The sequence below is a fragment of the Microbacterium hibisci genome, assembly GCF_015278255.1.
GTDB lineage: Bacteria > Actinomycetota > Actinomycetes > Actinomycetales > Microbacteriaceae > Microbacterium > Microbacterium hibisci.
In genome coordinates this window covers 38786-50793 of the sequence record NZ_JADIJC010000011.1, presented here as the reverse complement: position 1 = coordinate 50793, position 12008 = coordinate 38786, and the positions used below count along the sequence as shown (strand labels likewise).

Below are 12008 nucleotides of genomic sequence, written 5' to 3'. Positions count from 1 at the left end.
TTACTTACCAGCCTTTCCGGCCTTGCGCCGAACGACCTCGCCGGCGTAGCGCACACCCTTGCCCTTGTACGGCTCGGGCTTGCGGATCTTGCGGATGTTGGCCGCGGCCTCGCCGACAGCCTGCTTGTCGATGCCCGAGACCGTGAGCTTGTTGTTGCCCTCGACGGTCAGGGTGATGCCCGCAGGAGCCTCGACGAGGACGGGGTGCGAGAAGCCGAGGGCGAACTCGACCGACGTGCCCTTCTGCGCGACGCGGTAACCCGTGCCGACGACCTCGAGACCCTTGGAGTAGCCCTGGGTGACACCGATGATGTTGTTGTTGATGAGCGTGCGGGTCAGGCCGTGGAGCGAACGCGAAGCGCGCTCGTCGTCGGGACGGGTCACGACGACCTGGCTGTCCTCGACCTTGACTTCGATGGGACGGGCCACGGTGAGCGTCAGCTCGCCCTTGGGGCCCTTGACGGCGACATCCTGGCCCTCGACCGAGACGGTCACGCCGGCGGGGATGTCGATCGGGAGACGACCGATTCGCGACATGTCAGATCACCACACGTAGGCGAGGACTTCCCCACCCACGCCCTTCTGCTCGGCCTGGCGGTCCGTGAGGAGGCCAGAGGAGGTGGACAGGATGGCGACGCCGAGCCCGCCGAGGACACGGGGGATCTCGGTCGACTTCGCGTACACGCGGAGACCGGGCTTCGAGACGCGCTTGATGCCGGCGATCGACCGCTCGCGGTTCGGGCCGTACTTGAGCGTCAGCGTGAGGGTCGAGCCGACGCGGGCGTCGCTGACCTCCCAGGAGGAGATGTAGCCCTCCTGCTTGAGGATCTCGGCGATGTGGGTCTTGAGCTTGGAGCTCGGCAGCGACACGGAGTCGTGGTGCGCCGAGTTCGCGTTGCGCAGACGGGTCAGCATGTCTGCGACCGGGTCTGTCATTGTCATTTCTTGATTCCTTTGTTCACGAGGTATCGGCTGCCGTTACACGCCAGACGACCTTCCATGATTTCCGTATTCAGTTGTGGCGGTATTCAGTTGCTGGTGTGGGGATGCCGCGACCGCCGCTTCAGCGCCGGTCGCGGCATCCGTTCAGGAATTACGCCTGCGCGTCGTCGGCCTTGAACGGGAAGCCCAGGGCGCGCAGGAGAGCGCGGCCCTCGGCATCCGTCTTCGCCGACGTCACGATGGTGATGTCGAAGCCGCGGACGCGGTCGATCTTGTCCTGGTTGATCTCGTGGAACACGGACTGCTCCTGGAGACCGAAGGTGTAGTTGCCGTGACCGTCGAACTGCTTGCCCGAGAGGCCGCGGAAGTCGCGGATGCGGGGCAGAGCGAGGTTGACGAGGCGGTCGATGAACTCCCACGCGCGGTCGCCACGGAGGGTGACGTGCGCGCCGATGGCCTGGCCCTCACGCAGCTTGAACTGCGCGATGGACTTGCGGGCCTTCGTCACGACCGGCTTCTGACCGGTGATCTTGGTGAGGTCGTCGACCGCGCCATCGATCACCTTGCTGTCGCGAGCGGCCTCGCCGACACCGGTGTTCACGACGACCTTGACCAGGCCGGGGATCTGCATGACGTTCGGGTAGCCGAACTCGTCCTGCAGAGCCTTCTTGATCTCGCCGTTGTACTTCTGCTTCAGGCGGGGCTGGATCTTGCCAGCCTCCACGGCAGTGGTGGTGCTCATGTTCAGAGGTCCTTGCCTGACTTCTTCGCGTAGCGCACGCGGACGTTGCGCTTCACGCCGTCCTTCGTCTGCTCCTCGACACGGTGGCCGACGCGGGTCGGCTTCTTGGTCGAGGGGTCGACGATCTGGACGTTGGAGATGTGGATGGGGGCTTCCATCGTCTCGATGCCACCGGTCTTGGTGCCGCGCTGCGACTGGCCGACGCGGTTGTGCTTCGTGACGTAGTTCACGCCCTCGACGATGACGCGGTTCTGCTCGGACAGGACCTCGAGGACCTTGCCCTGCTTGCCGCGGTCGCCGCCCTTGTCCTGCTTCTTGCCCGTGATGACCTGAACCAGGTCACCCTTCTTGATCTTGGCCATGAGGTCAGATCACCTCCGGTGCGAGCGAGACGATCTTCATGAACTTCTTGTCGCGAAGCTCACGACCGACCGGGCCGAAGATGCGGGTGCCGCGGGGCTCCCCGTCGTTCTTCAGGATGACGGCGGCGTTCTCGTCGAACTTGATGTAGGAACCGTCGGCACGACGGGTCTGCTTGACGGTGCGGACGACGACGGCCTTGACCACGTCGCCCTTCTTGACGTTTCCACCCGGGATCGCGTCCTTGACGGTCGCCACGATGATGTCACCCAGACCGGCGTAGCGGCGGTTCGAGCCGCCGAGAACGCGGATGGTGAGCAGCTCCTTGGCGCCCGTGTTGTCGGCGACCTTGAGGCGGGACTCGTTCTGAATCACTTGGCCTTCTCCAGGATCTCGACCAGACGCCAGCGCTTGGTGGCGCTCAGCGGGCGGGTCTCGTTGATGAGCACGAGGTCGCCGATGCCGGCAGTGTTGCCCTCGTCGTGCGCCTTCACCTTGGAGGTGCGGCGGATGACCTTGCCGTAGAGCGGGTGCTTCACGCGGTCCTCGACCTCGACGACGATGGTCTTGTCCATCTTGTCGCTGACGACGTAGCCGCGGCGGGCCTTGCGGTAACCGCGGGCGTCGGCGTCGCGAACGTCGTGCTCGCCGTGCTCGACCTCTGCGGCCTGCTTCTTGTCAGCCATCACTCGGCCTCTTCCTTCACGGCCTCGTCAGCGGCGTCCGCCTTCTTGGCCTTGGTCTTCTTCGCCTTCGTCGCCGTCTCCAGCGGAGCGGGCGTGGCACGGATGCCGAGCTCGCGCTCGCGGATCACGGTGTAGAGCCGCGCGATGTCACGCTTGACGGCGCGGATGCGGCCGTGGCTCTCGAGCTGGCCGGTGGCCGACTGGAAGCGCAGGTTGAACAGCTCTTCCTTGGCCTTGCGCAGCTCCTCGACGAGGCGCTGGTCTTCGAACGTGTCGAGCTCGCTCGGGGCGAGCGTCTTGGTGCCGATCGCCATTACGCGTCGCCCTCCTCGCGCTTGATGATGCGTGCCTTGAGAGGCAGCTTGTGGATGGCACGGGTCAGGGCCTCACGAGCGAGTTCCTCGTTGACGCCGGCGACCTCGAAGAGGACGCGACCCGGCTTGACGTTTGCGACCCACCACTCGGGCGAACCCTTACCGGAACCCATGCGGGTTTCGGCCGGCTTCTTCGTGAGCGGACGGTCGGGGTAGATGTTGATCCACACCTTGCCGCCACGCTTGATGTGACGGGTCATCGCGATACGAGCGGACTCGATCTGACGGTTCGTCACGTAAGCGGGCGTGAGGGCCTGGATGCCGAACTCACCGAACGACACCTTGGTGCCACCGGTGGCCTGGCCCGAACGGCCGGGGTGGTGCTGCTTGCGGTACTTGACCTTGCGGGGGATGAGCATTACGCCGACGCTCCTTCTGCCACGGGGGCCTCGTTGCGGCGCTCGCCGCCACGCTCGCCGCGGTCGCCACGCGGGCCGCCACGACGGTCGTCACGACGACGGTCGGACTTCGGCGCGTTGGCCTGCTCGCGAGCGAGCTCCTTGTTGGTCAGGTCGCCCTTGTAGATCCAGACCTTCACGCCGATGCGGCCGAAGGTGGTCTTCGCCTCGTAGAAGCCGTAGTCGATGTTCGCGCGCAGCGTGTGCAGCGGCACACGACCCTCGCGGTAGAACTCCGAGCGGCTCATCTCGGCGCCGCCGAGGCGGCCGGAGACCTGGATGCGGACGCCCTTGGCGCCGGCGCGCTGCGCGCCCTGCAGCCCCTTGCGCATCGCGCGGCGGAACGCCACACGAGCGGTGAGCTGCTCGGCGATGCCCTGCGCGACGAGCTGGGCGTCGGCCTCGGGGTTCTTGACCTCGAGGATGTTCAGCTGGATCTGCTTGCCGGTGAGCTTCTCGAGGTCGGCGCGGATGCGCTCGGCCTCGGCGCCGCGGCGACCGATCACGATGCCCGGACGGGCGGTGTGGATGTCGACGCGAACGCGGTCACGGGTGCGCTCGATCTCGATGTTGCTGACGCCGGCCCGGTCGAGCTGCGTCTGCAGAAGCTTGCGGATCCGGATGTCCTCGGCCACGTAGTCGGCGTAGCGCTGTCCGGGCTTCGTCGAGTCCGAGAACCAACGCGACACGTGGTCCGTGGTGATGCCGAGGCGGAAGCCGTACGGGTTGACCTTCTGTCCCATTACTTGCTCGCCTTCTTGCTCTTGGCAGCCGGCGCCGTCTCCGCGACCTCGGGGGTCGAGAGCACGACGGTGATGTGGCTGGTGCGCTTCTTGATCTGGAACGCACGACCCTGCGCACGAGGCTGGAAACGCTTGAGCGTCGTGCCCTCGTCGACGTACGCGTTCTTCACGTACAGGTCCTGCTCGTCCAGGTACTCGCCGTCCTTGTCGGCCTTCACGCGAGCGTTCGCGATCGCCGAGGCGACGAGCTTGTAGATCGGCTCGCTCGCACCCTGCGGTGCGAACTTGAGGATGGCCAGGGCCTCCTCAGCCTGCTTGCCCTTGATGAGCGCAACGACACGACGAGCCTTCTGAGGGGTCACGCGGATGTGTCGCACGCGTGCGATGGACTCCACCATTTCTCTCTCCTCTGCCCCCGCGTCAGCGGCGGCGGCCCTTCTTGTCGTCCTTCACGTGGCCGCGGAAGGTGCGGGTGGGCGCGAACTCGCCCAGCTTGTGGCCGACCATGGTCTCGGTCACGAACACGGGGATGTGCTTGCGACCGTCGTGCACGGCGATGGTGTGACCCAGCATGGCCGGGATGATCATCGAACGGCGCGACCAGGTCTTGATGACGTTCTTGGTGCCGGCTTCGTTCTGGACGACGACCTTGCGAAGCAGGTGCTCGTCGACGAAGGGGCCCTTCTTAAGGCTGCGAGGCATCTTCCTCTACTCCTACTTCCGCTTCTTGCCGGCGTTGCGACGACGGACGATGTACTTGTCGCTTTCCTTGTTCGCGTGACGGGTGCGGCCCTCGGCCTGACCCCACGGCGAAACGGGGTGACGACCACCGGACGTCTTGCCCTCACCACCACCATGCGGGTGGTCGACCGGGTTCATCGCGACACCGCGGACGGTCGGGCGGATGCCCTTCCAGCGGTTGCGGCCGGCCTTGCCCCAGTTGATGTTCGACTGCTCGGCGTTGCCGACCTCGCCGACGGTCGCGCGGCAGCGCGCGTCGACGTTGCGGATCTCGCCCGAGGGCAGACGCAGCTGGGCGTAAGGGCCGTCCTTCGCCACGAGGCGCACCGACGCACCGGCCGAACGGGCCAGCTTCGCGCCGCCGCCGGGGCGGAGCTCGATCGCGTGGATCACGGTACCGGTGGGGATGTTCTTCAGCGGCAGGTTGTTGCCCGGCTTGATGTCGGCCGACGGACCCGACTCGACGATGTCGCCCTGCGCCAGCTTGTTCGGCGCGATGATGTAGCGCTTCTCGCCGTCGAAGTAGTGCAGGAGCGCGATGCGCGCGGTGCGGTTGGGGTCGTACTCGATGTGAGCGACCTTGGCGTTGATGCCGTCCTTGTCGTTGCGACGGAAGTCGATGACGCGGTACTGACGCTTGTGGCCACCGCCGATGTGGCGGGTGGTGATGCGGCCCTGGTTGTTGCGGCCACCGGTCTTGCTGAGCGGGCGGAGGAGCGACTTCTCGGGCGTCGATCGGGTGATCTCGGCGAAGTCGGCCACCGACGAGCCGCGGCGACCCGGGGTCGTGGGCTTGTACTTGCGAATAGCCATAGTTCTCTAGTCCTCTGTCCCGACCGTCAGCCGACTGCCGTGAAGATGTCGATGGTGCCCGACTTCAGGGTCACGATGGCGCGCTTGGTGTCCTTGCGCTTGCCGGTGCCGAAGCGGGTGCGACGGGCCTTGCCCGTGCGGTTGAGCGTGTTGACCGCTGCGACCTTGACGCCGAAGATCTTCTCGATGGCGAGCTTGATCTCGGTCTTCGAGGCGCGGGGGTCGACGAGGAAGGTGTACTTGCCCTCGTCGATGAGCCCGTAGCTCTTCTCCGAAACGACCGGCTTCAGGATGATGTCGCGCGGGTCCTTGTTGACGGCGGTCATGCCGAGGCCTCCTCGGTGACGGCGCTCTTCGACGCGACGAACGCGTCGTAGGCGGCCTTGGTGAAGACGATGTCGTCCGAGACGAGCACGTCGTAGGCGTTGAGCTGGTCGAACGGCAGCACGTGCGCGAACGAGATGTTGCGGACGCTCAGGACGCTGATGTCGTCGGAGCGGTCCACGACCACCAGGACGTTCTTGACGGCGCCGAGACCGGTCAGGACCGCAGCGGCGGCCTTGGTCGACGGAGCACCCTCGATCGCGAACGACTCCACGACGTGGAGGCGCTCACCACGAGCACGGTCGCTGAGCGCGCCCAGCAGGGCGGCCGCGATCATCTTCTTGGGGGTGCGCTGCGAGTAGTCGCGCGGCTTCGGGCCGTGGACGATGCCACCACCGGTCATGTGCGGCGCGCGGATCGAGCCCTGGCGGGCGTTACCCGTGCCCTTCTGCTTGAAGGGCTTGCGGCCGGCGCCCGAGACCTCACCGCGACGCTTGGTCGAGTGGGTGCCCTGGCGAGCCGCCGCGAGCTGCGCGACGACGACCTGGTGGATGAGCGGGATGTTCGTCTTGACGTCGAACAGTTCGGCGGGCAGCTCCACGGAGCCGGCCTTCTTGCCGTCTGCCTTCACGACGTCGAGCGCGAGAGTCGAGTCAGCCATGAGATCAGGCACCCTTCACTGCGTTGCGGACGTAGACGATGCGGCCACGCGCGCCGGGGACGGCGCCCTTGACGAGCAGCAGACCCTTCTCGGCGTCGATGCCGTGCACCGTCAGGTTGAGGACGGTCACGCGCTCGCCACCCATACGGCCAGCCATGCGCATGCCCTTGAACACGCGGCTCGGGGTCGACGAGGCGCCGATCGAACCGGGCTTGCGGTGGTTGCGGTGCGCACCGTGCGAGGCGGAGACGCCCTTGAAGTTGTGGCGCTTCATGACACCCGCGGTGCCCTTGCCCTTGCTGGTGCCGACGACGTCGACCAGCTGGCCGGCCTCGAACGTGCCGTCCACCGTGAGCTCCTGACCGAGTGAGTAGTCAGCGGCGTCCGCGGTGCGGATCTCGGTGAGGTGACGGCGCGGGGTCACACCGGCGGCCTCGAAGTGGGCCGTCTGGGGCTTGTTGACCTTGCGGGGGTCGATCTGGCCATAGGCGATCTGGACGGCCTTGTAGCCGTCCTTCTCCGGCGTGCGGACCTGGGTCACGACGTTCGGAGCGATCTCGATGACGGTGACGGGAACGAGCTTGCCGTTCTCGTCCCAGACCTGGGTCATGCCGAGCTTGGTGCCGAGCAGGCCCTTGGAAACCTTGTTGTTGATGTCAGCCATGTCGAACCTCAGAGCTTGATCTCGATGTTCACATCGGCCGGAAGGTCGAGGCGCATGAGCGAGTCGACGGCCTTCGGCGTCGGGTCGACGATGTCGATCAGACGCTTGTGGGTGCGCATCTCGAAGTGCTCGCGGCTGTCCTTGTACTTGTGGGGAGAACGGATCACGGCGATCACGTTCTTCTCGGTCGGAAGGGGCACGGGGCCCACGACGGTCGCGCCCGCACGGGTCACGGTGTCGACGATCTTGCGCGCCGACGAGTCGATGACCTCGTGGTCGTACGACTTCAGGCGAATGCGGATCTTCTGTCCCGCCATTGTCTGCTCACTCTCTTTCTCGCGTCATACCCCTGTGGCATTGGACGCACGTGGCGCAAAGCGCCATGGCACTGTTCCTCGCGGCCGCTCGGTTCCCGAGCTTGTCGAGGGATGCTGCACCGCTGTTCTTCTGTCAATCCGGATGTCGCGCCGAAGCGCCGGCCCCCGGCATCCGTTCTCCGCCCGCGCGAAGCATGGCTCCGCTGAAGCTGGATTCTGGATGTGGTGGTTCTGCTGCCCGCGGCCTAGGACTCCGCGCTCTCGCGCCGCCTATGCACTGCCCTGGCAGTGATCCAGCGCGCGCCGAAAGGGGCGCTGGAATGTGGAACCTCACTAGTCTACGTGCAGCCCGGGCGTGTCGCAAACTCGGGCGTGTCGCGGCGCGGGTATGCTCGGGCGTTTCCCAGCCGGGCGGTCGAGAAGGCGACGAGCGGATGCCGGTGGCGCCGGTTTCCGCTCGGTTCCGGCGGCGCGGCGGTTCAGATCGTGCGGAGACGGATGCCCCGGAACAGCGTCTCGACATCGGGCTCGAGGAACGCCACCGAGGCGATGTTGTCGTCGAGGAGCTCGAGCATGAGCGCTGTGCCGTCGCGAGCGCCGATGACACGCATCACCGTGGCCGTCGCCCCACCCGGCAGTTCGAGCAGGATCATCACGCGGAGGGCGGTGTGGAACGGCGTTCCGGTGAGCGGCGTGACGCTCTGCACGAAGCCGCCGAAACCGGTGCGCGCGAGCTCCGTCAGCTCCTCGGCGTCGGGGTCGCCCTCCACCTGCATGGCGTACAGGTGCACGAGGCGATCCGGAGCGCCGGTGTCGGGACGACGCCAGAACCGCTCGATCGCCTCCTCGAGGGGTGACGGCATGAGGGCCCGCTCGAGCGCGGTCGCGGCGAAGGCGCGCTGCACCTCGTCGGGGGCGTCCCGCCCGGCGAGGAGGTCTTCACTGAGGTCGGCGGCCCACGCCATGGCCGTGTCGTAGCCGTTCCACGGGAACTCCAGCGGGACGGGAACCCAGACGGTGTAGTCGATGTCGAACGTGTACTCGAGGGTCATCGCCAGCGGAAGGTCTCCATGATCGTGTCGCTCGTCTCGGTCATGAGGGCGACGGCTTCGGGCGCGGCGTCGTCGGGGTACGCGATCGACGCGAGGAACACCATGCCGCGCCGATCGCCGGCGATCGGCAGGGGGAAGCCGTAGCCGACCTGCCGTGAGGTCACGCCGGCCATCTCGTCGCGGCCGCGCGAGTCCTTCTGCCACCGGAGGATCACGCCGATGGGCGTCTCGAACCTCTCGATCGGCGCGACTGCGAGTGCGGGCAGCGACTCTTCGAAGGGCACGCCCGGTGGGGCGGCGTGCTGTTTGGCCGCGATGGACAGCGGGATGCCGGCCTCGCCGGACCCCGTGGGCAGGTAGATCGCCGAGATCCGCTGCCGGATCAGCGTCTGCCAGTACGACTGGATCATGCTGCGCGCCTGCGCGTCGAGGTCGGGACGCGACAGTTCCCGCATCTTCGCGGTCGCCTGGGCGACGAGCGCCGCCTTCCCCTCGGCATCCACCAGATACCGCACCCAGCCGGGCGGCATCATGATGTGGAAGCCGCTCGGCTCAGCGGCGGCGACTGACTCCTCAGTCATAGAACTCCGCGCCGGTCTTGCGGATCCGCTCGTAGGCGATGCCTTTGACGACGATCGCCACGATCAGGACGGGCAGACAGAGCACTGAGAGCGCGAGCGCGATCCAATGCAACCCGAGATAGGTCCCCTCCTCTGGGAGCGGAAAGAGGCCGGAGTCCGCGGGGAACATCAGCATGAAGATGACCTCCGACGCGATGGCCGCGCCGGTCACCCCGAGGGCGCCGATGATCCGCGGCGCCTGGGCGGCAGGAGTGAGGATGCACATCGGGACGACGACGATCGCAGCGACCGCGGCGGGGAGGATGAGCAGCCACGGCGGCACGACGAAGACCGGCCAGTACCACACCGGCTCCCATTTGGTCGTCTCGCTCTCCGCGACCTGCCCACCCGTGAAGATCATGGAACCGGCGATGAAGGCCACCAGCACCAGCGCGTTGAATCCCAGCGCAATGGTGTAGATCCGCGACAGCAGCGTTGCGCGGTCACGCGCGCGGGTCACCATGAGAGCTTCACCTGGTCCAGTCCCGGGATCGTGAGGTCGGGGCCGACGCCGAACGAGGTCTTCACCGCCTGTGTCGTGTCCAGGCCCGCGGATCCCAACCAGACCGACACGTTCGCTGTACGGATCCAGAAATTCGGCATGGACGCGTTCGTGTTGGCGACGAACTGCTGCACGGCAGGCGACTGCCCCCACGGGGACTTCGCCATGGTGCCGAGGAACGTGTGGGTCTGTGTGAGCTTCGCGTCGCCGAACGCCATCGTACGGAGCGGGTTCGTCCACATCCCGGGCGACGGCAGTCCGGCGCGGGCCCTGAAGGGCGCGGCAAGCCACTGGAACGGCTTCCCCCAGGTCGTCGGGCGGAGCAGCTGCATCCGCGGGATCGCCGAACGGATGACGCCGGTCGCGACGGAGCGCCCGCCCCTGATCACCGTGGACAGCACGGGTGCGCCTTTGGACAGCACGCGGCCGATGCCGAACGGCAGCAGGCTGAGTGCCGCCAGGCCGAGGTCGCCCAGCGTCGCCCTTCCGAAGGCGAACTTGAGCGCGTTGAGCGCGAAGACGAGGAGTGCCAGTCCGAAGATGATGGCGCCGAGCAGTCCTGCCAGCGGAGCCCCGATGATGAGGGCGATCACGGTCAGCGCGAGGAGCACCCAGCCCAGCACCTCGAGCGCGTTGTCGATGAACTCCCAGAAGCCGTCGTTGTTGCCGGCGGTGTCCATCGCCTTCTGGATGCCCGACACGGCGTCCTCGTACGCGTCCTCCCACGTCTCGAACACCTGATCGAACGAGCCCCACATCTCGTCGCGATGGTTCGTCGCCGTCGTGAGCGCGGCGGCGGCGTTGTGCGCGGCCGTCTCGGCCGATGACTTCTCGGAGGCGCTGGGCTCGGCCTCCCACGACATCACGGTCTGGATGCCCGACAACTCGCGATCCGCGGAATCCCGCGCGTCGATGGCGGACTGATAGTCGCGCTCGGCTTGCTCGACGCTCGACTGGTTCGTGCGTATCCACGTCTGCGCGGTGGAAAGCGCGTCGGCGTAGGTGCGGAGGACCCGCCCGGTGTCTTCATAACGGACCGCGGCCTTCGCCAGGTCGTCCGCGGTCTCGTCCGCCATCTCGGCGAGCTTGTCGGTGCCCTGGCTCTTGTGGACGGACGAGTCGGCGATGTCAGCGAGGGCCGTGGCCGTCCTGTCCATCTGCAGGCCCAGCTTGACCAGGCCGTCGCCTCGTGTCCACAGGTCGCCGGCGTTGCCGTCGAGCTGTCGCAGCTCATGTCCCTTGGGTGAGCGCATCAGAGCGCGACCTCCGCGTTCACAGTGCCGGTCGAGGTCGCCCCGTCGAGATCACTGGCGGTCTGGCGATCCCACTCGTCCCAGCCGTCGATGATCGACGTGAGCTGTTCGAGGATGTTCGACAGGTTCTCTTCGAGCTTGCCGCGCTTGTCGTTCCAGGAGGCCTCGAAGTCCGAGACCTTGTCGCGCAGCTCACTGCGGTCGTCGGGCCGGCCGACCGACGACTCCAGTCCGTCGTTGTTGCGCGCCGCGTTCTTGAACTCGTCGATCGACGCCTTCAGGCCGGCCTGCGTCTCACGCAGCCTGGCCAGGTCGAGCATGATGTCGGCCATCGCCCATTACCCCCTCGAGATCGACGCCGCGGATAGGATGACGGATGCCGCAAGCCAGGCTTGCGGCATCCGCCCCCGGAAGATCAGTTACCGGCGAGTGCCTGGTCGGTGTCCTTGATCGCCTGCATCATCTTGCGCAGCGACTCGCCCATGTCGGAGATGCCCTCGATGGCCTTCTCCAGACCCGTGGTCAGCTCGTTGTACCCCTCACCGAACTTGCCCGACGCGTGCTGCGTCTTGAAGTCATCGCCCAGCAGACGGTCCACATCGCTCTTCAGACGACGCAGCGTGTCACCGATCTCCTCACGACCGGTGTCGAGCTTGCCCGCCATCGACTCCATCTCGCCATACGACGCCTTGAAATCAGCCATGATCCATCCCTTCGTCAAAGCCTGCAGACCCGATCAGGCCCACAAGCACCCTAATACGAGGTGACGAACAGCTTCGATGGGGATGATTCCCCATGTGGACGGCGCAGCAGAAG

At 66.6% G+C, this 12008-nt stretch carries 22 protein-coding genes; all 22 read right to left on the bottom strand.

Annotation, left to right across the window (positions count from 1 at the left end):
• The 22 genes from rplF to IM770_RS16680 all read right to left on the bottom strand — a co-directional run bounded on the left by rplF (nt 1) and on the right by IM770_RS16680 (nt 11895).
• On the bottom strand, nt 1-537 hold the full coding sequence (gene rplF, locus IM770_RS16785) for a 50S ribosomal protein L6 (RefSeq protein WP_203582300.1): 537 nt from the start codon (nt 535-537) through the stop codon (nt 1-3).
• A gap of 6 nt (nt 538-543) precedes the next feature.
• The gene (rpsH, locus tag IM770_RS16780) at nt 544-942 is read right to left on the bottom strand and encodes a 30S ribosomal protein S8 (RefSeq protein WP_192635696.1); all 399 of its coding nucleotides are present in this window, start codon (nt 940-942) and stop codon (nt 544-546) included.
• Between the two features lie 151 nt (nt 943-1093).
• Complete coding sequence (gene rplE, locus IM770_RS16775) at nt 1094-1684, bottom strand: 50S ribosomal protein L5 (protein ID WP_203582299.1); 591 nt, start codon at nt 1682-1684, stop codon at nt 1094-1096.
• A 2-nt stretch (nt 1685-1686) separates the two neighbouring features.
• Complete coding sequence (rplX, locus tag IM770_RS16770) at nt 1687-2046, bottom strand: 50S ribosomal protein L24 (RefSeq protein ID WP_203582298.1); 360 nt, start codon at nt 2044-2046, stop codon at nt 1687-1689.
• A gap of 4 nt (nt 2047-2050) precedes the next feature.
• Complete coding sequence (gene rplN / locus IM770_RS16765) at nt 2051-2419, bottom strand: 50S ribosomal protein L14 (protein ID WP_045301495.1); 369 nt, start codon at nt 2417-2419, stop codon at nt 2051-2053.
• Nucleotides 2416-2730 (bottom strand): 30S ribosomal protein S17, encoded by a 315-nt coding sequence (gene rpsQ / locus IM770_RS16760; protein WP_203582297.1) that lies wholly within the window; start codon nt 2728-2730, stop codon nt 2416-2418. The genes rplN and rpsQ overlap by 4 nt, the downstream gene beginning before the upstream one ends.
• On the bottom strand, nt 2730-3044 hold the full coding sequence (rpmC, locus tag IM770_RS16755; RefSeq protein ID WP_045275475.1) for a 50S ribosomal protein L29: 315 nt from the start codon (nt 3042-3044) through the stop codon (nt 2730-2732). Before rpmC ends, rpsQ begins: the two co-directional genes overlap by 1 nt.
• Entirely contained in the window at nt 3044-3463 is a 420-nt protein-coding gene (gene rplP / locus IM770_RS16750; RefSeq protein WP_018171451.1) for a 50S ribosomal protein L16, read from the bottom strand. The genes rpmC and rplP overlap by 1 nt, the downstream gene beginning before the upstream one ends.
• Nucleotides 3463-4245, bottom strand: a complete 783-nt coding sequence (gene rpsC, locus IM770_RS16745) for a 30S ribosomal protein S3 (protein ID WP_203582296.1) — start codon at nt 4243-4245, stop codon at nt 3463-3465. The genes rplP and rpsC overlap by 1 nt, the downstream gene beginning before the upstream one ends.
• On the bottom strand, nt 4245-4643 hold the full coding sequence (rplV, locus tag IM770_RS16740; RefSeq protein WP_109210486.1) for a 50S ribosomal protein L22: 399 nt from the start codon (nt 4641-4643) through the stop codon (nt 4245-4247). The genes rpsC and rplV overlap by 1 nt, the downstream gene beginning before the upstream one ends.
• Before the next feature lie 22 nt (nt 4644-4665).
• Nucleotides 4666-4947 (bottom strand): 30S ribosomal protein S19, encoded by a 282-nt coding sequence (rpsS, locus tag IM770_RS16735; RefSeq protein WP_018171448.1) that lies wholly within the window; start codon nt 4945-4947, stop codon nt 4666-4668.
• A 12-nt stretch (nt 4948-4959) separates the two neighbouring features.
• Complete coding sequence (gene rplB / locus IM770_RS16730; protein ID WP_116194494.1) at nt 4960-5799, bottom strand: 50S ribosomal protein L2; 840 nt, start codon at nt 5797-5799, stop codon at nt 4960-4962.
• 26 nt (nt 5800-5825) lie between these two features.
• Nucleotides 5826-6125: a 50S ribosomal protein L23 gene (gene rplW / locus IM770_RS16725; protein ID WP_045301485.1), complete on the bottom strand. Its 300-nt coding sequence runs from the start codon at nt 6123-6125 to the stop codon at nt 5826-5828.
• Complete coding sequence (gene rplD, locus IM770_RS16720) at nt 6122-6784, bottom strand: 50S ribosomal protein L4 (RefSeq protein ID WP_203582295.1); 663 nt, start codon at nt 6782-6784, stop codon at nt 6122-6124. Before rplD ends, rplW begins: the two co-directional genes overlap by 4 nt.
• Nucleotides 6785-6788: 4 nt before the next feature.
• A complete protein-coding gene (gene rplC / locus IM770_RS16715; protein ID WP_109210488.1) occupies nt 6789-7448 on the bottom strand; it encodes a 50S ribosomal protein L3 in 660 nt (219 codons plus the stop codon).
• Between the two features lie 8 nt (nt 7449-7456).
• On the bottom strand, nt 7457-7765 hold the full coding sequence (gene rpsJ / locus IM770_RS16710; protein WP_106816553.1) for a 30S ribosomal protein S10: 309 nt from the start codon (nt 7763-7765) through the stop codon (nt 7457-7459).
• Between the two features lie 479 nt (nt 7766-8244).
• Complete coding sequence (locus IM770_RS16705) at nt 8245-8817, bottom strand: hypothetical protein (RefSeq protein ID WP_203582294.1); 573 nt, start codon at nt 8815-8817, stop codon at nt 8245-8247.
• Nucleotides 8814-9398: a hypothetical protein gene (locus IM770_RS16700; RefSeq protein ID WP_203582293.1), complete on the bottom strand. Its 585-nt coding sequence runs from the start codon at nt 9396-9398 to the stop codon at nt 8814-8816. Before IM770_RS16700 ends, IM770_RS16705 begins: the two co-directional genes overlap by 4 nt.
• A complete protein-coding gene (locus tag IM770_RS16695; RefSeq protein WP_203582292.1) occupies nt 9391-9897 on the bottom strand; it encodes a hypothetical protein in 507 nt (168 codons plus the stop codon). Before IM770_RS16695 ends, IM770_RS16700 begins: the two co-directional genes overlap by 8 nt.
• On the bottom strand, nt 9894-11192 hold the full coding sequence (locus IM770_RS16690; RefSeq protein ID WP_203582291.1) for a hypothetical protein: 1299 nt from the start codon (nt 11190-11192) through the stop codon (nt 9894-9896). The genes IM770_RS16695 and IM770_RS16690 overlap by 4 nt, the downstream gene beginning before the upstream one ends.
• Nucleotides 11192-11524 carry a BAR domain-containing protein gene (locus IM770_RS16685; RefSeq protein WP_203582290.1) on the bottom strand — a complete coding sequence of 111 codons (333 nt, stop codon included), beginning with the start codon at nt 11522-11524 and terminating at the stop codon, nt 11192-11194. The genes IM770_RS16690 and IM770_RS16685 overlap by 1 nt, the downstream gene beginning before the upstream one ends.
• Nucleotides 11525-11607: 83 nt before the next feature.
• Nucleotides 11608-11895, bottom strand: a complete 288-nt coding sequence (locus IM770_RS16680; RefSeq protein WP_203582289.1) for a WXG100 family type VII secretion target — start codon at nt 11893-11895, stop codon at nt 11608-11610.
• Between the last annotated feature and the right edge of the window lie 113 nt (nt 11896-12008).

Coding starts and splice junctions, on each gene's coding strand:
- rplV (WP_109210486.1), bottom strand. CDS start 4,643: ATGGTGGAGTCCATCGCACGCGTGCGACACATCCGCGTGACCCCTCAG.
- rpsQ (WP_203582297.1), bottom strand. CDS start 2,730: ATGGCTGACAAGAAGCAGGCCGCAGAGGTCGAGCACGGCGAGCACGAC.
- rplX (WP_203582298.1), bottom strand. CDS start 2,046: ATGGCCAAGATCAAGAAGGGTGACCTGGTTCAGGTCATCACGGGCAAG.
- IM770_RS16705 (WP_203582294.1), bottom strand. CDS start 8,817: ATGACCCTCGAGTACACGTTCGACATCGACTACACCGTCTGGGTTCCC.
- rplD (WP_203582295.1), bottom strand. CDS start 6,784: ATGGCTGACTCGACTCTCGCGCTCGACGTCGTGAAGGCAGACGGCAAG.
- rplC (WP_109210488.1), bottom strand. CDS start 7,448: ATGGCTGACATCAACAACAAGGTTTCCAAGGGCCTGCTCGGCACCAAG.
- rpmC (WP_045275475.1), bottom strand. CDS start 3,044: ATGGCGATCGGCACCAAGACGCTCGCCCCGAGCGAGCTCGACACGTTC.
- IM770_RS16700 (WP_203582293.1), bottom strand. CDS start 9,398: ATGACTGAGGAGTCAGTCGCCGCCGCTGAGCCGAGCGGCTTCCACATC.
- rplP (WP_018171451.1), bottom strand. CDS start 3,463: ATGCTCATCCCCCGCAAGGTCAAGTACCGCAAGCAGCACCACCCCGGC.
- rplF (WP_203582300.1), bottom strand. CDS start 537: ATGTCGCGAATCGGTCGTCTCCCGATCGACATCCCCGCCGGCGTGACC.
- rplE (WP_203582299.1), bottom strand. CDS start 1,684: ATGAGCACCACCACTGCCGTGGAGGCTGGCAAGATCCAGCCCCGCCTG.
- rpsH (WP_192635696.1), bottom strand. CDS start 942: ATGACAATGACAGACCCGGTCGCAGACATGCTGACCCGTCTGCGCAAC.
- rpsJ (WP_106816553.1), bottom strand. CDS start 7,765: ATGGCGGGACAGAAGATCCGCATTCGCCTGAAGTCGTACGACCACGAG.
- IM770_RS16685 (WP_203582290.1), bottom strand. CDS start 11,524: ATGGCCGACATCATGCTCGACCTGGCCAGGCTGCGTGAGACGCAGGCC.
- rplB (WP_116194494.1), bottom strand. CDS start 5,799: ATGGCTATTCGCAAGTACAAGCCCACGACCCCGGGTCGCCGCGGCTCG.
- IM770_RS16690 (WP_203582291.1), bottom strand. CDS start 11,192: ATGCGCTCACCCAAGGGACATGAGCTGCGACAGCTCGACGGCAACGCC.
- rplW (WP_045301485.1), bottom strand. CDS start 6,125: ATGACCGCCGTCAACAAGGACCCGCGCGACATCATCCTGAAGCCGGTC.
- rpsC (WP_203582296.1), bottom strand. CDS start 4,245: ATGGGACAGAAGGTCAACCCGTACGGCTTCCGCCTCGGCATCACCACG.
- rpsS (WP_018171448.1), bottom strand. CDS start 4,947: ATGCCTCGCAGCCTTAAGAAGGGCCCCTTCGTCGACGAGCACCTGCTT.
- IM770_RS16680 (WP_203582289.1), bottom strand. CDS start 11,895: ATGGCTGATTTCAAGGCGTCGTATGGCGAGATGGAGTCGATGGCGGGC.